Here is a 22,024-nt window from a genome sequence, read left to right as displayed (position 1 = left end):
GAGGCCGACCGGGGTACGCGGACCGTGTGCCGCCGGGCCCGAGTGGTTCGGCGGCGCGTTTGTACGGACAGGTGACCTCTGGTTCTGTTTGTCGCGAATGAGGTGTGACTGGGGCCACGCGAATTGGGCGTAACACTCCTCGAAACAGTGCGATGACCTAAGAGGTGACCGTCGCGGAAGGAATACAGCAGCCATGAAGTGCGCTGTGCAGTTCTGAGGCCAAACCCGCGCCGTCGGCGACATCCCCAGCCGACGGTCGTCGGTTCCAGCTCTCTCCAGGGCCGGGCCGGAAGCCGTTTCCATCGTTCCGAGAGGTTGTTCGTGTCGGCCAGCACATCCCGTACGCTCCCGCCGGAGATCGCCGAGTCCGAGTCTGTGATGGCGCTCATCGAGCGGGGAAAGGCTGATGGGCAGATCGCCGGCGATGACGTGCGTCGGGCCTTCGAGGCTGACCAGATTCCGCCAACCCAGTGGAAGAACGTTCTGCGCAGCCTCAACCAGATCCTCGAGGAAGAGGGTGTGACGCTGATGGTCAGTGCCGCGGAGTCGCCTAAGCGCGCCCGCAAGAGCGTCGCAGCGAAGAGCCCGGTCAAGCGCACCGCCACCAAGACAGTCACGGCCAAGACGGCTGTGACGAGGACCGTCGCGGCATCTGCCGCCCCGGCGGCCGAGAGCGCGGACGCGACGGCCGACGACGCCGTTGCCGCTCCTGCGAAGAAGACGGCAGCCAAGAAGACGGTTGCCAAGAAGACCGCCGCGAAGAAGACGGTCGCCAAGAAGACCGCCGCGAAGAAGTCCGGCAAGCAGGACGACGAACTGCTCGACGGCGACGAGCCGGCCGAGGAAGTCAAGGCCGGCAAGGGTGAGGAAGAGGAGGGCGAGGGCGAGAACAAGGGCTTCGTCCTCTCCGACGACGACGAGGACGACGCACCTGCACAGCAGGTCGCCGTCGCCGGCGCCACGGCCGACCCGGTCAAGGACTACCTGAAGCAGATCGGCAAGGTCCCCCTCCTCAACGCCGAGCAGGAGGTCGAGCTCGCCAAGCGCATCGAGGCCGGCCTCTTCGCCGAGGACAAGCTCGCCAACTCCGACAAGCTCGCACCGAAGCTGAAGCGCGAGCTGGAGATCATCGCCGAGGACGGCCGCCGGGCCAAGAACCACCTGCTGGAGGCCAACCTCCGTCTCGTGGTCTCGCTGGCCAAGCGCTACACCGGTCGCGGCATGCTCTTCCTGGACCTCATCCAGGAGGGCAACCTCGGTCTGATCCGAGCGGTGGAGAAGTTCGACTACACCAAGGGCTACAAGTTCTCCACGTACGCCACGTGGTGGATCCGTCAGGCCATCACCCGGGCCATGGCCGACCAGGCCCGCACCATCCGTATCCCGGTGCACATGGTCGAGGTCATCAACAAGCTCGCGCGGGTGCAGCGCCAGATGCTCCAGGACCTGGGCCGTGAGCCCACCCCGGAGGAGCTGGCCAAGGAACTCGACATGACCCCCGAGAAGGTCATCGAGGTCCAGAAGTACGGCCGCGAGCCGATTTCTCTCCACACCCCGCTGGGTGAGGACGGCGACAGCGAGTTCGGAGACCTGATCGAGGACTCCGAGGCCGTCGTTCCTGCGGACGCGGTGAGCTTCACGCTGCTCCAGGAGCAGCTGCACTCGGTGCTCGACACGCTCTCCGAGCGTGAGGCGGGCGTGGTCTCGATGCGCTTCGGTCTCACCGACGGCCAGCCGAAGACGCTGGACGAGATCGGCAAGGTCTACGGAGTGACGCGCGAGCGCATCCGCCAGATCGAGTCCAAGACCATGTCGAAGCTGCGCCACCCGTCGCGCTCGCAGGTGCTGCGCGACTACCTCGACTAGACCGGGGACGAGCGTGGGCCGGGCCCGGAACCTGAAGAGGTTCCGGGCCCGGCCCACGTCCGCATGCGGTGGGCGATGCGGCGGATGACGCTGAGTGGGCACTGTTCACCTCGGCGTCAGGAGCTCCCATGCCCCGCGTTCCCGTCCGCGCTCTCCCCGCTGCCCTCACCCTGGCGCTCGCCACGGCAGTGATACCCCTCGGTCCCTCGGCGTCGGCCGCAGCGGACAGCATCATCGTCGGAGGGAAACCGGTGTCCGTCGCGGACAGTCCGTGGGCCGTCGCCCTGTCGAGCCGTGACCGGTTCGGAGGAACACGCGCGGGCCAGTTCTGCGGCGGAGTGGCGATCGCCCCCACCAAGGTCCTGACAGCCGCGCACTGCCTGAGGGAGGACGTCCTGGGGGCCGCCGTCCCGGAGATCCGGGACCTCCGGATCATCGCCGGTCGGGATGAGCTGAGCGGGCCGGGTGGTCAGGAGGTCCCCGTGCGGTCGGTGTGGGTCAATCCGGGCTACGACCCGCACACGAACGCCGCCGACCTGGCTGTCCTCACCCTGGTCCGGGCGCTGCCGAAGGGGAGCGTGATCCCGATGGCCGGAACCGGAAGCGCGGCGTACGAGCCGGGTACCGCGGCGAAGGTGTACGGCTGGGGCGACACCACCGGATACGGCGCCTATGCCTCCGGGCTGCGTGCCGCCTCCGTGCGGGTGCTGCCGGACAGCGACTGCCGCCGGGCGTACCCCGGCGGCACACAGGGCGCGTACGACGCCTCGTCGATGCTCTGCGCCGGTGACAGCGCGGGTGGGCGGGATGCCTGCCAGGGGGACAGCGGAGGCCCGCTGGTGGCCCGTGGGCGCCTTGTCGGGCTCGTCTCCTGGGGCAGCGGCTGCGGGAGCCCTGGCAGCCCCGGTGTGTACACACGCGTGTCAGCGGCGATCGGGTGGATGGCCGCCGGCAGCTGAGCTCCGGCATCACGTCGCGACGTATGAGAACGGGCGGCTCTCCCTGTGGGGGAGGCCGCCCGTCGGCCGGTCCTGGACCGTGCCCTTGGCTCGTCGTGGATGCGAGGTGTCAGTGTTGTTCCTCGTCGGCGGCACTGGCCTGCACGGCAGTGAGCCGATCTGTCTCATCCTGTATTTCCGCGGCGATCTTCTTGAGTTCCGGCTCGAACTTGCGCCCGTGGTGGGCACAGAAGAGCAGTTCACCGCCGCTGATGAGGACGACGCGCAGATAAGCCTGGGCGCCGCAACGGTCACAGCGGTCTGCTGCGGTCAGCGGGCTCGCGGGGGTCAGAACAGTAGTCACGTCGCCTCTTCTCTAGCTCGACGAGCTGTCGTACCAGGGTCAACATCCAACCAGGCCGAAAACGTTCCCGCTCGTGGCATTTCTTCGAAACTTCTTCTCAGGGTGGCTGTCTGTTGCCGTTTGGCGGCGAATGTGCCGTATTGCGTAGCGCTACGGTTTCGCGTTGCTTGTGTGGGCCGGTCCCCCGGCTGGGTTGCCGGTTGTTCATGAGGACGTGCCCGGAGCCTAAATGGTTCATGCCTCGAAGGGAACGTGATGTGCGCGTCACTCCCACGAGTGATCGAACGTGTATGCGAGGCTGGACTACCATAATGATTCCCCCTGGGTGGCGTTACAACCGCTCTACCAGGCCTCGGTAGGCTCTCAGCGGCTACCGAGGCCGAGCCCGTTACCCACTGGGCCCCAAATGAAATTCAGCGAGGAGCGAACCGCGTGACCGCCGATTCCGTGCCGTCCACTGCGCTGCTGACCGGAGCAGGCGGCGCAGACAGGGACAGCTCCAACTACACCGCGCGGCACCTTCTCGTCCTCGAAGGGCTCGAAGCGGTTCGTAAGCGCCCCGGAATGTACATCGGGTCCACCGACAGCCGCGGACTCATGCACTGCCTCTGGGAGATCATCGACAACTCCGTCGACGAGGCTCTCGGGGGGTACTGCGACTCCATCGAGGTCATCCTCCACGACGACACCTCCGTCGAGGTCCGCGACAACGGCCGGGGCATCCCGGTCGACGTGGAGCCCAAGACCGGGCTCTCCGGCATCGAGGTCGTCATGACCAAACTGCATGCCGGCGGAAAGTTCGGCGGCGGGTCCTACGCCGCGTCGGGCGGTCTGCACGGCGTCGGCGCCTCGGTCGTGAACGCGCTCTCGGCCCGGCTGGACGTCGAGGTGGACCGCAACAGCGCGACCCACTCCATCAGTTTCCGGCGCGGTGTGCCGGGCATGTTCACCGAGCAGGGTCCGGACAGCCCCTTCGACCCCGCCAACGGCCTCCGCAAGGGCAAGCGGGTCCCCAAGACGCGTACGGGTACCCGGGTGCGGTACTGGGCGGACCGGCAGATCTTCCTCAAGGACGCGAAGCTCAACCTGGAGACGCTGTACCAGCGGGCACGCCAGACGGCGTTCCTCGTGCCCGGTCTGACCATCGTCGTGCGTGACGAGCGAGGCATCGACGGCGAGGGCAAGACCGAGGAGACCTTCCGCTTCGACGGCGGAATCAGCGAGTTCTGCGAGTACCTGGCGCAGGACAAGGCCGTCTGCGACGTCCAGCGCCTGACCGGGACGGGAACGTTCAAGGAGACCGTGCCGGTCCTCGACGACCGCGGGCACATGACGGCGACCGAGGTCACCCGCGAGCTGGGCGTCGACATCGCCCTGCGCTGGGGTACCGGCTACGACACCAATCTCAAGTCCTTCGTCAACATCATCGCCACCCCCAAGGGCGGCACCCACGTCTCCGGGTTCGAGCGCTCGCTCACGAAGACGGTGAACGAGGTCCTGCGGTCCGCCAAGCTGCTCCGCGTCGCCGAGGACGACATCGTCAAGGACGACGCGCTGGAAGGTCTGACCGCGGTCGTCACCGTGCGGCTCGCGGAGCCGCAGTTCGAAGGGCAGACCAAGGAGGTGCTGGGCACCTCCGCGGCCAACAGGATCGTCGCCAACGTGGTGGCCAAGGAGCTCAAGGCCTTCCTGACGTCTACGAAGCGTGATGCCAAGGCCCAGGCCAGGGCGGTGCTGGACAAGGCGGTGGCCGCGGCCCGCACCCGCATCGCCGCACGTCAGCACAAGGACGCGCAGCGCCGTAAGACAGCGCTCGAGTCCTCCTCGTTGCCCGCGAAGCTCGCCGACTGCCGGAGCGACGACGTGGAGCGGAGCGAGCTCTTCATCGTGGAGGGCGACTCGGCCCTCGGTACCGCGAAGCTGGCCCGGAACAGCGAGTTCCAGGCTCTGCTGCCGATCCGTGGAAAGATCCTCAACGTTCAGAAGTCGTCCGTCTCGGACATGCTCAAGAACGCCGAGTGCGGCGCCATCATCCAGGTCATAGGAGCGGGCTCCGGGCGCACCTTCGACATCGACGCGGCGCGGTACGGCAAGGTCATCATGATGACGGACGCCGATGTCGACGGTTCGCACATCCGGACCCTGCTGCTCACGCTCTTCCAGCGGTACATGCGTCCGATGGTCGAGGCGGGACGCGTCTTCGCGGCTGTGCCCCCGCTGCACCGGATCGAGCTCGTCCAGCCCAAGAAGGGTCAGGACAAGTACATCTACACCTACTCCGACAACGAACTCCGTCAGACCCTGCTGGAGCTTCAGCGGAAGAACGTCCGCTTCAAGGACTCGATCCAGCGCTACAAGGGCCTCGGGGAGATGGACGCGGACCAGCTGGCGGAGACCACGATGGACCCGCGCCACCGCACCCTGCGGCGGATCAACATCGGCGACCTGGAATCCTCCGAGCAGGTATTCGATCTGCTGATGGGCAACGAGGTCGCTCCCCGCAAGGAGTTCATCACCAGCTCGGCGGCCACCCTGGACCGCTCGCGCATCGACGTCTGAGGTCTCTCCACCCGTGGGTGGAGAGGTTTTCTCCACCCACGGTCAGCCCGTGAGCCGATCCCTTGATCCCTCTGTCTCCGTAGCGTCGAGGACATCGAATCTTCTCGCCCTCGGAGGCTGCCATGTCAGAGCTTTTCGACGTTCTGGTGATCGTCGCGGTTGTCGCACTCGTGGCCGCGCGTCAGTTCTCGGCCCAGCGGGTCGGCGACCGGAAGCGGTGGTGGGTGCTCCCCGTGATCCTTTCCATCGTCGCTCTGCGCAGTGACGGAGTCCTCGATCCCCGTCACGAGACCCTGTCGGCGGCGATGCTGGGCGCGGGACTCGTCCTGGGCCTGGTCACCGGGGCCGGATGGGGATGGACCGCCCGGCTGTGGCAGGAGTCCGACGAATCCGTCTGGAGCCGGGGCACCAGGGCCACCCTCTTCGTATGGGCCGGAGGGATCGCGCTGCGCGTCGCACTGGTGCTGGCGGCCGTGGTGCTCGGCATTCACCAGGGGACGTCGGCCCTGCTGATATCGCTCGCGGCGATGCTGTTCGCGCGCAGTGGCGTGCTGGCCGTGCGGGCCAGGAGCGTACGCGAGCGGCACGATGCCGCCGCGGGCTTCCACGCCGGCGAGGTGCCGTCGGCGGCCATGGCGAAGGGTGGGGCGTGAACCGCGGTACATGGACGAGCTGGCCTTCCAGGGAGGCTCTCACCCGAGCGCCCCACAGCCGGTCCAGAACCCTGATCGGGCGGTTCGTGTGGAGTGCGGTGTTCGCCGGCCTCTTCTGGAACGCCTTCGGGGACGGGAGGTTCGCCCTGTGGCAGGTCGCGGTGGGGCTGGCGGTGACCGCGGGCTGCGTGGCGGCTGCCAGAGCGTTCTTCCGCACCACCAGGGAGCACCGGCTGGGGCCGTCCCTCGGGTTGCTGGTGCTGCTGACCGTGGTGGCGTTCGGGGCTCTGGAGGCAGGGGCCGGAGCACTGGCGGTCGTGCTGTGGTGCGGATGCGCCGTGGTCGCGCTGGAACGGCTGCCGTTGTTCGCCGCGGTTCCCCTCACAGCCGTGACGCTCCTCGCCTACGCCGTCGTCAAGGAGGACGGCTGGCTGACGACAGTGATCACCACGGGAAGCCTGTGTCTGGGCGGATACGTGCTGCGGCTGGATGCCGAGGCCCGCGGCACCTCCCGCCGGCTCCTCGCTCAGGAGAGGGCCGCACGGGAGGCTGAAGCCGGTGCGGCCGCGCTGGCGGAGAGGTCAAGGATCGCCCGCGAGATCCATGACGTACTCGCCCACAGTCTCTCCGCCCAGCTGGTTCACCTGGAGGCGGCCCGGCTGCTGATCGAACGGGAGCCTTCGGCGGAGTTCCGCGACCAGGTGCTGGAGAGGGTGGTGGCGGCACGCTCCATGGCGCGTGAGGGCCTCGCCGAGACGAGGCAGGCGCTTTCCGCGCTGCGAGGGGAGATGACTCCGGTGGAGGACTTCCTGCGGCAGCTGGTGGCCGGCGAGCGCGCCGAGGTGTCCGTGGTGGGGGAACGGCGGGAACTGACCGCGGAGGCGTCGCAGACGGTGCGCAGAGTGGCGCAGGAGGCACTGACCAACACCCGGAAGCACGCTCCAGGGGCAGTCGTCTCGATCCGGCTGGAGTACCAGCAGGATCTGGTGGCCCTGCGGATACGGGATTCGGGTGGTCGCCGTCCGGCGGGCGAGCTCGCGGTCAGTGGTTCCGGCTACGGTCTTGTGGGGATGAGGGAGCGTGCCGAACTGCTCGGCGGCACGCTGGAGGCAGGGCCGGACGAGGAGGGGTTCGTGGTGAATCTGCGGGTGCCCGCGTGAGCGCTCGGGTGGTGGTGGCCGACGACCAGGCGGTGGTGCGTGAGGGCATCGTCATGTTGCTGGGGCTGCTGCCGGGCATCGAGGTGGTCGGATCCGCCAGAGACGGTGACGAGGCGGTCGCTCTCGTCGCCGAGACGGACCCGGATGTGGTTCTGATGGATCTGCGGATGCCCCGCTGCGACGGTGTCGAGGCAACCCGCCGGATTCGCCGGGAGCACCCCAGGACCCAGGTGGTGGTCCTCACGACCTTCGCGGACGACGACTCACTGTTCACGGCTCTGCAGGCGGGTGCGCGGGGTTACCTGACCAAGGACGCCCGTGGTGAGGAGATCGCGCAGGCCGTCGCGGCTGTGATGTCCGGCGAGGCGGGACTCTCGCCGAAGGTGCAGAGCCGACTGCTGGAGCGGGTCACGGCCCGCGCTGTCGAAAGCGGGTCACCGCTGCCCTCGGAGCTGCCCGACGGACTCACTCCGCGGGAGGCCGAGGTGCTCGTCCTCATCGCGGACGGCCTGTCCAACACGGAGATCGGGCGAGCCCTGCACATCTCCCGGGCCACGGTGAAGACCCACATCAACAATCTCTTCGCCAAGACGGGGGCACGCGACAGAACAGGGGCGGTGCGCTATGCGTATGGCCGCGGGATCGCGCACCCGCCCGGCACTTCCGTCACCTGAAATGGTGAAGCACAGCGAATGATGTGCCCGGGATCTTCCCGATCTGCCCATTCTTGGCTACGCGGCCGAAAAGGCTCGTGGACAAGGGAGTTGTTGGTGGAGAAGGAAGCAGGGCCGGGTGCCGCAGCGGTGCGGCTCGACGACCCGTGGTACGAGGCGCAGGCCGCCGGGTGGGACGAGCCGGACGGTGCGGGGGCCGTCTCCGGCGCCAGGCGGTCCCGGTCGGCGGAGCAGCGCAGCCACAGCGCGGCGGAGATCTATCTGGAGGTGCAGAGCAGCCCGGCGTTCCGTGAAGTCCGCCGCCGCTACCGGAGGTTCGTCGTGCCCGCGGCGACCGCCTTCCTGATCTGGTACCTCGCCTATGTCATCGTCGCCACCACCGCGCACGATCTGATGGCGCGTCCCGTGGCCGGAGCGCTGAATGTGGCCATGGTGGCGGGGCTCGGACAGTTCCTCACCACGTTCCTGCTCACCTGGGCGTACGCCCGCCACGCCCGTCTGCACCGGGACCGTGCCGCTCTGGACCTGCGCTGGGAGACCCAGGAGATGACGAGAGGGGCCGGCCGGTGAGAGGCGAGCACCAGACGCTGGCGCTGCTGCTGTTCAGCGTGTTCATCGCCGTGACGCTCGGCATCACCACCTGGGTGGGCCGGAACAGGCAGGGTTCCGCGGAGGAGTTCTACGCGGGCGGGAGACTGTTCTCGCCCATGGAGAACGGATTCGCCATCGCCGGCGACTACATGTCCGCCGCGTCCTTTCTCGGCATCTCGGGGCTGATCGCCCTCTACGGCTACGACGGCATGCTCTACTCGGTCGGCTTCCTCGTGGCCTGGCTCGTCGTCCTGCTGCTCGTCGCCGAACTCGTACGCAACTGCGGCCGGTTCACCCTCGCCGACGTGGTCGCCGCCCGGATGGCGGAGCGGCCGGTGCGTACGGCGCTGGGCACATCGTCCGTCACCGTCTCGGTGCTGTACCTGGTGGCACAGATGGTGGGCGCCGGCACGCTCGTAGCCCTTCTGCTCGGCGGCACGAGCGACACCGCCCGGTCCTGGACCGTGGTCGGGGTCGGCGCGCTCATGGTCGTCTACGTGTCGCTCGGCGGCATGCGCGCCACCACCTGGATCCAGATCGTCAAGGCGGTCCTGCTGATGGCCGGAGCCGTCGCGCTCACCGCCCTCGTGCTCGCCCGCTTCCACGGCGACGTCAACGCCCTGCTCACCTCCGCAGCCGAACGCAGTGGTCACGGCAGGGACTTCCTCTCGCCCGGACTGAGGTACGGCGGGAGCTGGACGGCACGCTTCGACTTCATCAGCCTCGGCCTGGCGCTCGTCCTCGGCACGGCCGGCCTGCCGCACATCCTGTCGCGCTTCTACACCGTGCCCACCGCCCGTGCGGCCCGGCGTTCCGTCGTCTGGTCGATCGGGCTGATCGGCAGCTTCTACCTGATGACCATCGTGCTCGGGTTCGGGGCGGCCGCGCTCGTCGGCTCCACGGAGGTCCGGGCGTCCAACGCGTCCGGGAACACGGCTGTTCCCCTGCTGGCGCTCGTCCTCGGAGGCGGCGAGGGCTCCACGGGCGGCACGGTGCTCTTCGCCGTCGTGGCCGCGATCGCCTTCGCCACGATCCTCGCCGTCGTCGCCGGGATCACCCTCGCCTCCTCCGCCTCCGTGGCCCACGATCTCTACGCCTCGTTCCGGCGGCCAGGTGCCAAGCAGCGGAGCGAGGTCGGCGTGGCGCGGGTGGCCGCAGCGGGCATCGGGGTGGTCGCCATCGCCCTCGGGCTCCTCGCGCAGGACCTGAACGTCGCCTTCCTGGTGGGGCTGGCCTTCGCGGTCGCGGCCTCCGCCAACCTCCCGGCGCTTCTCTATTCCCTGTTCTGGCGGGACTTCACCACCAGGGGAGCGGTCTGGGCCGTCTACGGCGGACTGATCCCGGCCGTCGTGCTCGTCCTGCTCTCGCCGATCGTCTCGGGGAGTCCGACCTCCCTCCTCCCCGGAGTGGACTTCGCGTTCTTCCCGCTGGAGAATCCGGGCCTCGTGTCGATTCCAGCGGGCTTCCTGGCCGGCTGGATCGGCACGGTCACCTCACCCGAGCCGCCCGACCCGGCCAAGCACGCGGAGACGGAGGTCCGGTCGCTGACCGGGGCGGGGGCGGCTTAGGCCACGGCGTGGAGGGTGGCGGTCTCAGGAACCGGTGGCCCAGGTGTACCGGTGTTCCGGGCGGCCCGTCTCGCCGTATCTCAGGGACAGCCGTACCCTGCCCGTGCGTTCCAGCAGCTTCAGATAGCGCTGCGCCGTCTGACGGCTCATTCCGGCGCTCTCCGCGATCTCCTGCGCGGAGAGCGGCCCGTCGGCGGCGCGCAGGGCCTGACGGATCAGTTCCGCGGTGGTCGTCGAATGCCCTTTGGGGAGGTCGGAGCCGCCCGTGGCCCAGAGGGCTCCGAACAGACGGTCCACCTCCGTCTGCTCGGCCTCGCCGCCGCCCTCGAACGTGCGGCGCAGTGCCGCGTACGCCTCCAGTTTGGTGCGGAGCCCTGCGTACGCGAAGGGCTTCACCAGGTACTGCAGGGCTCCGTGGCGCATCGCGGCCTGCACGGTCGCGACATCGCGCGCCGCGGTCACCATGATCACATCGGTGTGATGGCCGAGACCCCGTAGTTCCCGCACCACGGCAAGGCCGTTGCGGTCCGGCAGGTAGTGGTCGAGCAGGACCAGGTCGATGGGCACCTCGGCGATCCTGGCGAGGGCCTCGGCAGCGGAGTGGGCCATGGCGGCGACCCTGAATCCGGGGACCTTGGAGACGTATGCCGCGTTGATCCGGGCGACCCGCACGTCGTCGTCCACCACCAGGACCTCGATCACGGGGCGTCTCCTGACGTCGTGGGTCGTACGGGGGCCGAACTGCTGCCCTGGGCGGGGCTGCCCGGTCGTGCCGGCTCACCCTGGGCAGGACGGTCGGGTCGTGCCAACTCACCCGGAGCGTGGACGACCAGACGTTCCGGCGGCCCACCGGGGGACGGGTCGTCCGGTCGTGCCGGCCTTTCCAGAGCGTGAGCGTCCGGTCGCTCAGGCGTGGGAGCGCCCAGGTCCTCCGGGCCGGCGGGGTCACGACCACCGAGCGGTCGCGGTTCACTCAGCGCCTCCGGAAGGACGACGGTGAACACCGCCCCGCCGCCCGGGGAGCCCGACACGGACGCGCTGCCGCCCTGCCGCTCGGCGAGCCGCCGCACCAGAGGCAGCCCCAGGCCGCGCTTGCCGTGCGCCGGCAGTTCCTTGGTCGACCAGCCCTCCGTGAAAATGGACTCGTGGTCGCCGGACGGCACGCCGGGGCCGCTGTCGCGCACCCGTACCTCCACCGTGCGGCCCTCGGCCCGCAGCCCGACCTCGATCCGGGCCTCCGCCGACCCCGCGGCAGCGTCCAGCGCGTTGTCGACCAGATTGCCGAGGACGGTGACGAGGCCACGCGGGTCCACCAGCCGGTCAGGCAGCAGCGTCTCCGGAGCCATGCGCAGGGCGACACCGCGCTCCGCGGCCACGGTGGCCTTGCCGACCAGGAGCGACGCCAGCAGAGGGTCATGGACCTTCTCGGTGACTTGCTCGGCCGTCGCCCGGTGGACGCCGACCACCTCCGTGACGAACTCCGCGGCTTCTTCGTGCATCTCCAGTTCGAGCAGGCCCAGGAGGGTGTGCAGCCGGTTGGCGTGCTCGTGGTCCTGGGCGCGGAGCGCGTCGATCAGGCCGCGGGTCGAGTCGAGTTCGCGGCCGAGGTACTCCAGTTCGGTGCGGTCGCGCAGCGTGGCCACGGCCCCGCCGTCGTCGGTCGGCATCCGGTTGGCGAGCAGTACGCGGCTGCCGCGGACGGTCACCAGATCGTCGCCGACCACCCGCCCGGCCAGCACGTCCGTGGTCCGGCCCGTGCCGAGGGCCTCGTCGAGCTCCTTGCCCGCGGCGTCCGGGCCGAGGCCGAGCAGACGCTGCGCCTCGTCGTTCAGGAGCCTGATGCGGCCCGTGCGGTCCAGTGCGACGACCCCTTCGCGGATGCCGTGCAGCATGGCCTCGCGCTCGGTCAGCAGCGCCGAGATGTCGGAGAACGCCAGGTCGTGCGTCTGCCGCTGGAGACGGCGGGAGATCAGATAGGCGGCCAGGGCTCCCACGGCCAGTGCCCCGCCCGCGTAAGCGAGCAGCCCCGGGATCGCGGCGAGCAGCCGGGCACGGACACTGTCGTACGCGATACCGACCGATACGGCACCCACGACCCGGTCGGAACCGTCGAGCAGCGGGACCTTGCCGCGGGCCGAACGTCCGAGCGTGCCGCTGTCGATCTCCATCACGGACCTGCCGGCGAGCGCCGTGCTGGGGTCGGTGGAGACGACGTCGCCGATGCGGGTGGTGTCGGTGTGCGACCAGCGAACCCCCTGCTTGTCCATGATCACGACGTATTCGGCCCCGGTCGACCGCCTGATCCGTTCCGCCGCGGTCTGGACGGCACCGTCGGGGTGCGGCTCGGTGCTGGTCAGCGAGGCGGCGATCTGCGGCTGTGCCGCCGTGCTCTGGGCGATCGCCAGGGCACGGCGCATCGCCTGGTCGTCGAGCTGAGCGCCGAGGGGCGCCAGGAAGAGGCCCGTCACGAGGACGGTGACACCGGTGATGATGGCCAGCTGCATCAGCAGGACCTGCGAGAAGACCCGCTGCGGCCAGCCGAACCGGCGCGGTCCCCGCGCGGTGGTGGATGGGGCGCTCATCGTACGAACGGTAGAGGGCGAACCGTGCTTACCGAAATCTCCGGGGGCCGGCCCCGGTGAGGCCCTGCTCTTGCCTCTGAGCCGTCCATCTGTGAGCGTTCTGTGGGTATCGGCCACTCCGCAATCTTCTTGCGTTTCTTGCGCTAATCTTGCGTTCATGACGCGACGACTTGCTCAGGTTGCCCAGAAAGTTGGAGTCAGCGAGGCCACGGTCAGCCGCGTGCTGAACGGCAAGCCGGGCGTCTCCGACGCGACCCGGCAAGCCGTCCTCTCCGCCCTCGACGTACTGGGCTACGAGCGTCCGACCCAGCTTCGCGGTGAGCGTGCCCGGCTGGTCGGGCTGGTCCTGCCCGAGCTGCAGAACCCGATCTTCCCGGCCTTCGCCGAAGTGGTCGGTGGCGCGCTCGCCCAGCAGGGGCTGACCCCGGTGCTCTGCACGCAGACCAAGGGGGGAGTCTCCGAGGCCGACTACGTCGAGCTGCTGCTCCAGCAGCAGGTCTCAGGGGTCGTGTTCGCGGGTGGTCTCTACGCCCAGGCCGACGCCCCGCACGACCACTACAAGGTGCTCGCCGACCGAAAGATCCCGGTCGTCCTGATCAACGCGGCGATCGCGCACCTGGGTTTCCCCGCGGTCTCCTGCGACGACTCGGTGGCCGTCGAGCAGGCGTGGCGCCATCTCTCCTCCCTCGGCCACGAGAAGATCGGATTCGTCCTCGGTCCGGCCGACCACATGCCCTCCCAGCGGAAACTCGCCGCCGCACGGGTGCTGGCCGGGCAGTCGGGGACCACTGTTCCGGACGAGCGGGTGGCGCGGGCCATGTTCTCGCTCGAGGGCGGCCAGGCCGCAGCCATGCGGCTGCTCGACCAAGGGGTGACCGGCATCATCTGCGCGAGTGACCCGCTGGCCCTGGGTGCCGTACGCGCGGCGCGCCGCCGGGGGCTTTCGGTGCCCGGGGACGTCTCCGTCGTCGGCTACGACGACTCGGCGTTCATGAACTGCACCGAGCCGCCGCTGACCACGGTGCGCCAGCCGATCGAAGCGATGGGAAGGGCCGCCGTCGAACTGCTCTCGGTGCAGATCGGGGGGCGTACGGTCTCGTCCGACGAGCTCCTCTTCGAGCCGGAGCTCGTCGTCCGCGGTTCCACGGCCCGCCCGCCCCGCTAGGGCGAGGGATTTTGCGCAGGCTGTAGCTATTTTGCAGGGCCCGTCCCGGGAGGGGCGGCCCGGCTCGGGGACGGCAGCGGCTGGGGCGGGCGCGGGCCGGTGTACTGGCCGCTCGGCCGCATGCGCAGCGGCCGTTCGGCGTACTCCTCCATCGCGTGCGCGATCCAGCCCGCCGTGCGGGACACGGCGAACACTGTCTCACCCGCCTCCGCGGGCATGCCGCACGTGACGGAGAGGGCGGCCAGGGCGAGGTCGACGTTGGCGTGCAGCGGGGTGTGCCGAGCGGTGGTCGCGACCACGTCACGTGCCGCCGCCATCGCGGGGGCCGCCTGCGGGATCTCGTCCAGCAGGGCGAACAGCACGCCCGCCCGTGGATCCTCGCCCGTGTAGAGGCGATGGCCGAGCCCGGGTACCCGCCGGCCGGCGCGCAGGTGTTCCGCGACGACCGGAGCCGCGCCTCCCCGCCCGACGGCCTCGGACAGCATGCGGTGCGCCGCTCCGCTCGCGGCGCCGTGCAGCGGGCCCTCCAGCGCCCCCAGACCCGCGGAGACCACGGCGTACGGGTGCGCGTGGGTGGACGCGGCGACGCGTGCGGCCAGGGTCGACGCCGCGAGATCGTGGTCGGCCAGCAGCCCGAGCGCGGTGTCGAGCACTGCCAGCGACGCCGCGTCGGCGGGCCGGTCCGAGAGCTTCGGCCACAGTCGGCGGGCGAGCGAGTCACCGGCATCGGCCTCCCCGCCGGGCGAGGAGGCCGATGGCACCGTCGAGGAGGCTTCCCCGGCCGATGGCACCGTCGAGGAGGCTTCCCCGGCGGAGGGCAGGGCGCCCACCAGTGTGGGCAGCAGGGTGCGGGCGCTGTTCAGCACCCCCTGCGGGGAGAGGTCGAACCGCAGCGGATCGGCAGCGGCGGCGGCGGCGACGGCGGCCCGGAGACGGTCCGTCGAGCTGCTGTGCCGTGGCAGTGCGGCGGCGGTGCGCCGCGCCGCGGCGAGGGCCTCGGGCGCGGCCTCGAACCGGATGCCCGGACGGAGCTCGCCGGTCCAGATCCACTCGGCCACCTCCTCGAAGGTGTGCAGGCGTGCGAGCTCCGCGGCGTCGACTCCGCGGAAGAAGTAGCGGTCCGGCTCGATGAGGGTGATGCCGGTACGGAAGACCAGCTCGCCCGGGGCCGACGGCGAAGGGTCCCGGCGGCCGGTGCGGCGCGCCAGCGCGTCCACCTCGGCGGCGTCGAACGTGCTGCCACGGCCCCCGGGGGCCCGTCTGCTGGTGAGCTGCCCCCGGCTCACGTACGCGTACACGGTCTCGGGCTTCACCCCGAGGCGTCCGGCCGCCTCACGGGTGGTGAGCCTGGGCGTGTCCGGGGCACTCCCGGACCCAGCGCCCCGCGTACCGGTCCCGTGTGAGGAGTGATGCGTCATGGGGCCCACCGTATCCATGTCCATGGCTCGTCCATGTCGACCATATGTAGCAGGGGTCTCATGTTGATTCAATCAATATTGACACCCTCTTAGTCAAGCATGGACAGTTGAATCAATATTTAGTTCACGGTGGAGGAGAGACCTGCCATGCCTGCGACGCAGACGTACACCGCCCCACTCGACGTGCCCCGGGGCCTCTCCGGCGTGATCGTCACCGAAACCGCGCTCGGTGACGTGCGCGGACGCGAGGGCTTCTACCACTACCGCCAGTACTCGGCGGTGGAGCTGGCGCAGAGCCGCAGCTTCGAGGACGTCTGGTACCTGATGTTCCACGGCGAGCTGCCCGGCCGGGCAGCTCGCGCCGCCTTCGCCTCCCGCACCGCGGGCCTGCGCGGCCTGCCGGCCGAGGTGCGGGAGGCGCTGCCCGCCATCGCCCGTGCCGGGGCGGTCTCAGGACCGCTCGCCGGCCTCCGGACCGCGCTCTCGCTGCTCGGGGCCTCAGCGGGATTCCGTCCGGTGTACGACATCCGCTCCGACCGCCGCCGTGAGGACGCGCTCGCCGTGTGCGCCGCGGTCCCCACGGTGCTGACCTCCCTGTACCGCCTGGGCCGGGGGCTGGAGCCGGTCGAGCCGCGCGGCGACCTGCCGTTCGCCGCGAACTACCTGTACATGCTCACCGGCGAGGAGCCGGAGGCGGCACGGACCGCCGCCGTGGAGCGGTACCTCGTCTCGACCGTCGACCATGGCTTCAACGCGTCCACCTTCACCGCGCGCGTGATCGCTTCCACCGGCGCGGACGTCGCCGCCTGCCTCGGCGGGGCCGTCGGCGCACTTTCCGGGCCGCTGCACGGCGGAGCGCCCAGCCGTGCGCTGGACACCCTGGACGCCATCGGCACTCCGGACCGGATCGACGGCTGGATCCGTGAGCGGGTCCTCGCAGGGGAGCGGATCATGGGATTCGGGCACCCCGTCTACCGCACCGAGGACCCCCGTTCCCGCATGCTCCGCGAGGTCGCCCTGGGCTTCGGCGGCCCCCTCGTCGACTTCGCGGTCGAGGTGGAGCGGCAGGTGGAGGCGATCCTCGCCGAGCTCAAACCGGGACGGGAGCTGCACACCAACGTGGAGTTCTACGCCGGTGTCGTCATGGAGCTCTGCGGACTGCCGCGCGAGATGTTCACCCCCACCTTCTGCGCCGCGCGCATGGTCGGCTGGAGCGCCAATATCCTGGAGCAGGCGGAAGACCCGAAGATCATCCGTCCGGCGGCCCGCTACGTCGGGACCCCGCCGCCGCACCCCGTGCCGGCGCCCTGACCCACCGAGGAAGGCCACCTGTTGCCCCCGCCCCGCACCTCGCAGATCCCGGTCGTCGTCCTTGCGGGCTTCCTCGGATCCGGCAAGACGACCCTGCTCAACCATCTGCTCCGCAACAGGGCGGGCAACCGCGTCGGCGTCGTCGTCAACGACTTCGGCGCCATCGAGATCGACGCCATGACCGTCGCGGGCCAGGTCGGCTCCACGGTCTCGCTGGGCAACGGCTGCCTCTGCTGCGCCGTCGACGCGAGCGAGCTGGACACCTACCTGGAGACGCTGACCGCGCCGTCCGCCCGGCTCGACGTGATCGTCATCGAGGCGAGCGGCCTCGCCGAGCCGCAGGAGCTCGTGCGGATGCTGCTGGCCAGCGACAATCCGCACATCCGGTACGGGGGGCTGGTCGAGGTCGTCGACGCCGCGGAGTTCTCCGCCACACGGGAGCGCCACCCGGAGATCGGCCGCCACCTCGCAGCCGCCGACCTCATCGTCCTGAACAAGACCGACCGGGTCGCCGGCACGGAGCTGCGGGCCGTCCGGGAGGCCGTCGCAACGGCGGGCGGCAGGGCGGCGGTCATCTCCACCGCGTACGGGAGGATCGACCCGGAGCTGCTCGTCGACCCGGTGCTCCGGCCCGACGAGGACGACCCGGTCCGCCAGCTGACGTTCGAGGACCTGCTTCCCGAGGCGGACCGCACGCACGAGGCCCATCTGCACGCGGCGTACGAGAGCGTCTCCTTCGCCACCGACGTGCCGCTCAGCCCCCGCCGGCTCATGGCGTTCCTCGACTCCAGGCCCGCGGGGCTCTACCGGATCAAGGGCTTCGCCGACTTCGGTGCGGGCGACCCCGGCAACCGGTACGTCCTGCACGCCGTCGGCCGGTTCCTGCGCTTCGTGCCGGAGCCATGGCCCCGCGGCGAACCGCGGCGGACCCAGCTGGTGCTGATCGGATCCGGAATCGACGCCGAGGCGCTGCGCAAGGAACTCGAGGGCTGCCGTGACGCGTGGCAGGACGCCACCGAGGAGCTGGAGCGCAGCATGTGGGGCGTCCTGCGGTACGTGCGGCAGCCGGACGACGACGGGGCCTGAGGCCTCCGCCGCCGTCCGGGCGGTGTCCTACAGAGGACCGGCGACCACCGCGACCTGGCTCGTCATCGGGGTGCCCGAACCGTCACGGCGAGGATCGGGGGCCGGCAGCTCCGCGGGCATGCCGTTCTTCTGCGCGGCCCGCGCCGGGGCCTCGCCCGCCCAGGCGAACACCAGGACGTCCTCCCCCTTGAGGAAGCGCTGGCAGCGCACCCCGCCGGTGGCCCTTCCCTTGCGCGGATACTGATCGAACGGGGTGAGCTTCCACGTCCGCTCGGAGTCGTCCAGCGTGCCGTGCGACCCGGCGACGGTGAACACCACGGCGTCCGCCGAGGGGTCCACCGCTGTGAACGAGAGGACGACGGTGTCCGGTGCGAGCTTGACGCCCGCCATGCCGCCCGCCGCGCGTCCCTGCGGACGCACCGAGGCGGCCGGATAGCGCAGCAACTGCGCGTCGGAGGTGATGAAGACCAGGTCCTCCTCGCCCGTGCGCAGCTGCGTGGCTCCGACGACGCGGTCACCGTCCTTCAGCGCGATGACCTCCAGCTCGTCCTTGTTGGCCGGATAGTCGGGCACCACACGCTTGACCACACCCTGCAGCGTGCCGATCGCCAGACCGGGCGCCTCCTCGTCCAGCGTGGTGAGGCAGACCAACTCCTCGTCCGGCTCCAGCGTCAGGAACTCCGAGATCTGCGCCCCGCCCGACAGATTGGGGGCCGCATGGGTGTCCGGCAGCTGCGGCAGGTCGATCACGGAGAGCCGTAGCAGCCGCCCGGTGGACGTCACCGCGCCCACGTCCCCGCGTGCCGTGGCGGCGACGGCCGAGACGATCGCGTCGTGCTTCGTACGCTTGGCGTCCTCGGGCTGTACGACCGGCTCGGCGTTGGCCGTACGGGCCAGGAGGCCGGTCGAGGACAGGAGCACCTGGCACGGGTCGTCGGCGACCTCCAGCGGCACCGAGGCGACCTGCGAACCCGCCGACTCCAGAAGCACCGTGCGGCGTTCGGTGCCGAACTTCTTCGCCACCGCGGCCAGTTCGGCGGAGACGAGCTTGCGCAGTTCGGCGTCCGACTCCAGGATCGCGGTCAGTTCGGCGATCTCCTCGGTGAGCTTGTCGCGCTCGGTCTCCAGCTCGATCCGGTCGAAGCGGGTGAGCCTGCGCAGCGGGGTGTCCAGGATGTACTGGGTCTGGATCTCGCTCAGCGAGAAGCGCTCCATCAGGCGCTCCTTCGCCTGCGCCGAGTTGTCGCTGTCCCGGATGAGGCGGATGACCTCGTCGATGTCGAGCAGCGCCACGAGGAGCCCTTCGACCAGGTGCAGCCGGTTGCGGCGCTTGGTCCTGCGGAACTCGCTGCGCCGGCGCACCACGTCGAAGCGGTGGTCGAGGTAGACCTCCAGGAGCTCCTTGAGCCCCAGGGTGAGCGGCTGCCCGTCGACCAGCGCCACGTTGTTGATGCCGAAGGACTCCTCCATCGGCGTCAGCTTGTAGAGCTGCTCCAGCACGGCCTCGGGGACGAAGCCGTTCTTGACCTCGATCACCAGACGCAGACCGTGGGCGCGGTCGGTGAGGTCCTTGACGTCGGCGATGCCCTGGAGCTTCTTCGAGCCGACGAGGTCCTTGATCTTGGCGATGACCTTCTCCGGACCGACGGAGAAGGGCAGTTCGGTGACGACGAGACCCTTGCGGCGTGCCGTGACGTTCTCTATGGCGACCGTGGCGCGGATCTTGAACGTTCCGCGTCCGGAGGCATAGGCGTCCTTGATGCCGCCGAGGCCGACGATCCTGCCACCGGTCGGCAGGTCGGGTCCCGGCACGAAGCGCATCAGCGTCTCGAGGTCCGCGCCCGGGTGCCGGATCAGGTGGCGGGCGGCGGCGATGACCTCGCCGAGATTGTGCGGGGGCATGTTGGTCGCCATGCCGACCGCGATCCCGGAAGCACCGTTGACCAGGAGGTTCGGGTACGCCGCCGGGAGGACGACCGGCTCCTGCTCCTGGCCGTCGTAGTTCGACTGGTAGTCGACGGTGTCCTCGTCGATCGACTCCGTCATCAGGGACGTGGCGTCGGCCATCCGGCACTCGGTGTACCGCATGGCGGCCGGCGGGTCGTCGTTGCCCAGGGAGCCGAAGTTGCCGTGCCCGTCGACGAGGGGCAGGCGCATCGAGAACGGCTGTGCCATGCGCACCAGTGCGTCGTAGATCGACGCGTCGCCGTGCGGGTGCAGTTTGCCCATCACCTCGCCGACGACCCGTGCGCACTTCACGTAGCCGCGGTCGGGGCGGAGCCCCATCTCGTGCATCTGGGACACGATGCGGCGGTGCACGGGCTTCATGCCGTCGCGGGCGTCGGGCAGCGCCCTGGAGTAGATCACCGAGTACGCGTACTCGAGGAAGGAGCCCTGCATTTCGTCGACGACGTCGATGTCGAGGATCTTCTCCTCGAAGTCGTCCGGCGGCGGGGTTTTCGTGCTGCGGCGGGCCATCGCGGCTGCGACTCCTTCACAGATTCTGTCGGGCAACCTCAGGTTCTGACGCCGACCATTGTGGACCGCCGTACCGACAACGCCGACCTCGACCCGTCCGAAGCGGTCCCGGGGCGCCCACGGAACCGCCGTTTACGGCAGCATCTACGACAACATTCACCCCGGGGGAACTTCGCCAGGTGCCCGTGCGCTTGCTTAGAGTGGCAGGTCCGGCAGGAAATCCTGTACCGATCGAAGGGACGTACATGCCCATGGGTCACACGGCCACAGCCCAGGCCGGTTCCGGCGGCTTGACGGCGACCGAGCACCGCCTGGCCAACGGCCTGCGCGTGGTGCTCTCCGAGGACCATCTGACCCCCGTCGCCGCGGTCTGCCTCTGGTACGACGTCGGTTCCCGTCACGAGGTCAAGGGCCGCACGGGTCTCGCGCACCTCTTCGAACACCTGATGTTCCAGGGGTCGGGCCAGGTCAAGGGGAACGGGCACTTCGAGCTGGTGCAGGGGGCCGGCGGTTCCCTGAACGGCACGACCAGCTTCGAACGCACCAACTACTTCGAGACGATGCCCACGCACCAGCTGGAGCTGGCCCTGTGGCTCGAGGCCGACCGGATGGGCTCGCTGCTCGCCGCGCTCGACGAGGAGTCCATGGAGAACCAGCGGGACGTCGTGAAGAACGAGCGCCGCCAGCGCTACGACAACGTCCCGTACGGCACGGCCTTCGAGAGGCTCACCGCCCTCGCCTACCCGGAGGGCCACCCGTACCACCACACGCCGATCGGCTCGATGGCCGACCTGGACGCGGCGACCCTGGACGACGCGCAGGCGTTCTTCCGCACGTACTACGCGCCGAACAACGCGGTGCTCTCGGTCGTGGGGGACATCGACCCGGAGCAGACGCTCGCCTGGATCGAGAAGTACTTCGGCTCCATCCCCTCGCACGACGGCAAGCAGCCCCCGCGCGACGGCACTCTGCCGGACGTCATCGGCGAGCAGCTGCGCGAGGTCGTCCAGGAGGAGGTCCCCGCGCGTGCGCTGATGGCCGCCTACCGGCTGCCGCACGACGGCACGCGTGAGTGCGACGCCGCGGACCTCGCTCTGACCGTGCTCGGCGGCGGCGAGTCGTCCCGTCTGCACAACCGCCTGGTCCGCCGCGACCGCACGGCGGTGGCCGCGGGCTTCGGGCTGCTCAGGCTGGCCGGAGCGCCCTCCCTGGGCTGGCTGGACGTCAAGACGTCCGGTGGTGTCGAGGTGCCGCAGATCGAGTCGGCCGTCGACGAGGAGCTGGCCCGCTTCGCCGAGGAGGGCCCGACTCCCGAGGAAATGGAACGCGCCCAGGCGCAGTTGGAGCGTGAATGGCTGGACCGGCTCGGCACGGTGGCCGGCCGCGCCGACGAACTGTGCAGGTACGCCGTCCTGTTCGGTGACCCGCAGCTCGCCCTGACCGCCGTGGGCCGGGTGCTGGACGTGACGGCCGACGAGGTCAAGGCCGCGGCCCGGGCACATCTGCGCCCCGACAACCGTGCGGTCCTGGTGTACGAGCCGGTCGAACCGGCTGACGAGGCCGACGAGACGGACGGCACCGACGCGCACGAGGGGGCCGACAAGTGACCGA

General features: G+C 69.9%; 17 protein-coding genes. 12 read left to right on the top strand and 5 right to left on the bottom strand.

Annotated elements, in window-relative coordinates:
• Positions 1-321 precede the first annotated feature (321 nt).
• Both ACIRJR_RS01385 and ACIRJR_RS01380 read left to right on the top strand, forming a co-directional pair.
• Positions 322-1,866: an RNA polymerase sigma factor gene (locus tag ACIRJR_RS01385; protein WP_403772051.1), complete on the top strand. Its 1,545-nt coding sequence runs from the start codon at positions 322-324 to the stop codon at positions 1,864-1,866.
• Positions 1,867-1,994: 128 nt separating this feature from the next.
• Entirely contained in the window at positions 1,995-2,825 is an 831-nt protein-coding gene (locus ACIRJR_RS01380; protein ID WP_403772048.1) for a S1 family peptidase, read from the top strand.
• 109 nt (positions 2,826-2,934) lie between these two features.
• Here the strand turns inward: ACIRJR_RS01380 and ACIRJR_RS01375 are convergent, their stop codons facing one another.
• Positions 2,935-3,168, bottom strand: coding sequence for a hypothetical protein (locus tag ACIRJR_RS01375; protein ID WP_014153643.1), 234 nt, complete (start codon positions 3,166-3,168; stop codon positions 2,935-2,937).
• A 432-nt stretch (positions 3,169-3,600) separates the two neighbouring features.
• Between ACIRJR_RS01375 and ACIRJR_RS01370 the strand changes: the two genes are divergently transcribed.
• From ACIRJR_RS01370 to ACIRJR_RS01345, 6 genes are all read left to right on the top strand, one after another.
• Positions 3,601-5,727: a type IIA DNA topoisomerase subunit B gene (locus ACIRJR_RS01370; RefSeq protein ID WP_403772045.1), complete on the top strand. Its 2,127-nt coding sequence runs from the start codon at positions 3,601-3,603 to the stop codon at positions 5,725-5,727.
• Between the two features lie 122 nt (positions 5,728-5,849).
• Positions 5,850-6,380: a DUF1453 domain-containing protein gene (locus ACIRJR_RS01365; protein ID WP_403772043.1), complete on the top strand. Its 531-nt coding sequence runs from the start codon at positions 5,850-5,852 to the stop codon at positions 6,378-6,380.
• A complete protein-coding gene (locus tag ACIRJR_RS01360) occupies positions 6,377-7,540 on the top strand; it encodes a sensor histidine kinase (RefSeq protein ID WP_403772041.1) in 1,164 nt (387 codons plus the stop codon). The genes ACIRJR_RS01365 and ACIRJR_RS01360 overlap by 4 nt, the downstream gene beginning before the upstream one ends.
• The gene (locus ACIRJR_RS01355) at positions 7,537-8,214 is read left to right on the top strand and encodes a response regulator (protein ID WP_403772037.1); all 678 of its coding nucleotides are present in this window, start codon (positions 7,537-7,539) and stop codon (positions 8,212-8,214) included. The genes ACIRJR_RS01360 and ACIRJR_RS01355 overlap by 4 nt, the downstream gene beginning before the upstream one ends.
• Before the next feature lie 129 nt (positions 8,215-8,343).
• The gene (locus tag ACIRJR_RS01350; RefSeq protein WP_403773736.1) at positions 8,344-8,784 is read left to right on the top strand and encodes a DUF485 domain-containing protein; all 441 of its coding nucleotides are present in this window, start codon (positions 8,344-8,346) and stop codon (positions 8,782-8,784) included.
• The gene (locus ACIRJR_RS01345) at positions 8,781-10,373 is read left to right on the top strand and encodes a cation acetate symporter (protein WP_403772034.1); all 1,593 of its coding nucleotides are present in this window, start codon (positions 8,781-8,783) and stop codon (positions 10,371-10,373) included. The genes ACIRJR_RS01350 and ACIRJR_RS01345 overlap by 4 nt, the downstream gene beginning before the upstream one ends.
• 24 nt (positions 10,374-10,397) lie before the next feature.
• Here ACIRJR_RS01345 and ACIRJR_RS01340 read toward each other — a convergent pair whose 3' ends face one another.
• Entirely contained in the window at positions 10,398-11,075 is a 678-nt protein-coding gene (locus tag ACIRJR_RS01340) for a response regulator (RefSeq protein ID WP_403772031.1), read from the bottom strand.
• Positions 11,072-12,955, bottom strand: a complete 1,884-nt coding sequence (locus ACIRJR_RS01335) for an ATP-binding protein (protein WP_403772028.1) — start codon at positions 12,953-12,955, stop codon at positions 11,072-11,074. The genes ACIRJR_RS01340 and ACIRJR_RS01335 overlap by 4 nt, the downstream gene beginning before the upstream one ends.
• A gap of 157 nt (positions 12,956-13,112) precedes the next feature.
• Between ACIRJR_RS01335 and ACIRJR_RS01330 the strand changes: the two genes are divergently transcribed.
• Positions 13,113-14,120 carry a LacI family DNA-binding transcriptional regulator gene (locus ACIRJR_RS01330; protein WP_403772025.1) on the top strand — a complete coding sequence of 336 codons (1,008 nt, stop codon included), beginning with the start codon at positions 13,113-13,115 and terminating at the stop codon, positions 14,118-14,120.
• A gap of 26 nt (positions 14,121-14,146) precedes the next feature.
• Here ACIRJR_RS01330 and ACIRJR_RS01325 read toward each other — a convergent pair whose 3' ends face one another.
• Positions 14,147-15,538: a citrate/2-methylcitrate synthase gene (locus ACIRJR_RS01325; RefSeq protein WP_403772022.1), complete on the bottom strand. Its 1,392-nt coding sequence runs from the start codon at positions 15,536-15,538 to the stop codon at positions 14,147-14,149.
• Between the two features lie 147 nt (positions 15,539-15,685).
• On the opposite strand from ACIRJR_RS01325, the gene ACIRJR_RS01320 reads away from it, so the two are divergent.
• Entirely contained in the window at positions 15,686-16,849 is a 1,164-nt protein-coding gene (locus ACIRJR_RS01320) for a citrate synthase/methylcitrate synthase (protein WP_403772019.1), read from the top strand.
• Positions 16,850-16,870: 21 nt separating this feature from the next.
• On the top strand, positions 16,871-17,935 hold the full coding sequence (locus ACIRJR_RS01315) for a CobW family GTP-binding protein (protein WP_403772016.1): 1,065 nt from the start codon (positions 16,871-16,873) through the stop codon (positions 17,933-17,935).
• A gap of 27 nt (positions 17,936-17,962) precedes the next feature.
• On the opposite strand, the gene ACIRJR_RS01310 is transcribed toward ACIRJR_RS01315, so the two are convergent.
• On the bottom strand, positions 17,963-20,413 hold the full coding sequence (locus ACIRJR_RS01310) for a DNA topoisomerase (ATP-hydrolyzing) subunit A (protein WP_403772013.1): 2,451 nt from the start codon (positions 20,411-20,413) through the stop codon (positions 17,963-17,965).
• A 245-nt stretch (positions 20,414-20,658) separates the two neighbouring features.
• Here ACIRJR_RS01310 and ACIRJR_RS01305 point away from each other — a divergent pair, with 245 nt between their 5' ends.
• On the top strand, positions 20,659-22,020 hold the full coding sequence (locus tag ACIRJR_RS01305) for a M16 family metallopeptidase (protein ID WP_403772011.1): 1,362 nt from the start codon (positions 20,659-20,661) through the stop codon (positions 22,018-22,020).
• Positions 22,021-22,024: the final 4 nt, after the last annotated feature.

The sequence above is a fragment of the Streptomyces sp. NPDC102402 genome (assembly GCF_044765765.1).
GTDB lineage: Bacteria > Actinomycetota > Actinomycetes > Streptomycetales > Streptomycetaceae > Streptomyces.
This window is presented reverse-complemented; position numbering and strand designations above follow the sequence as displayed.

What these genes read in the sequence shown, in the direction of transcription:
- ACIRJR_RS01325 (WP_403772022.1), bottom strand. Translation starts at nt 15,538, where the DNA reads ATGACGCATCACTCCTCACACGGGACCGGTACGCGGGGCGCTGGGTCC.
- ACIRJR_RS01365 (WP_403772043.1), top strand. Translation starts at nt 5,850, where the DNA reads ATGTCAGAGCTTTTCGACGTTCTGGTGATCGTCGCGGTTGTCGCACTC.
- ACIRJR_RS01335 (WP_403772028.1), bottom strand. Translation starts at nt 12,955, where the DNA reads ATGAGCGCCCCATCCACCACCGCGCGGGGACCGCGCCGGTTCGGCTGG.
- ACIRJR_RS01380 (WP_403772048.1), top strand. Translation starts at nt 1,995, where the DNA reads ATGCCCCGCGTTCCCGTCCGCGCTCTCCCCGCTGCCCTCACCCTGGCG.
- ACIRJR_RS01330 (WP_403772025.1), top strand. Translation starts at nt 13,113, where the DNA reads ATGACGCGACGACTTGCTCAGGTTGCCCAGAAAGTTGGAGTCAGCGAG.
- ACIRJR_RS01320 (WP_403772019.1), top strand. Translation starts at nt 15,686, where the DNA reads ATGCCTGCGACGCAGACGTACACCGCCCCACTCGACGTGCCCCGGGGC.
- ACIRJR_RS01310 (WP_403772013.1), bottom strand. Translation starts at nt 20,413, where the DNA reads ATGGCCCGCCGCAGCACGAAAACCCCGCCGCCGGACGACTTCGAGGAG.
- ACIRJR_RS01305 (WP_403772011.1), top strand. Translation starts at nt 20,659, where the DNA reads ATGCCCATGGGTCACACGGCCACAGCCCAGGCCGGTTCCGGCGGCTTG.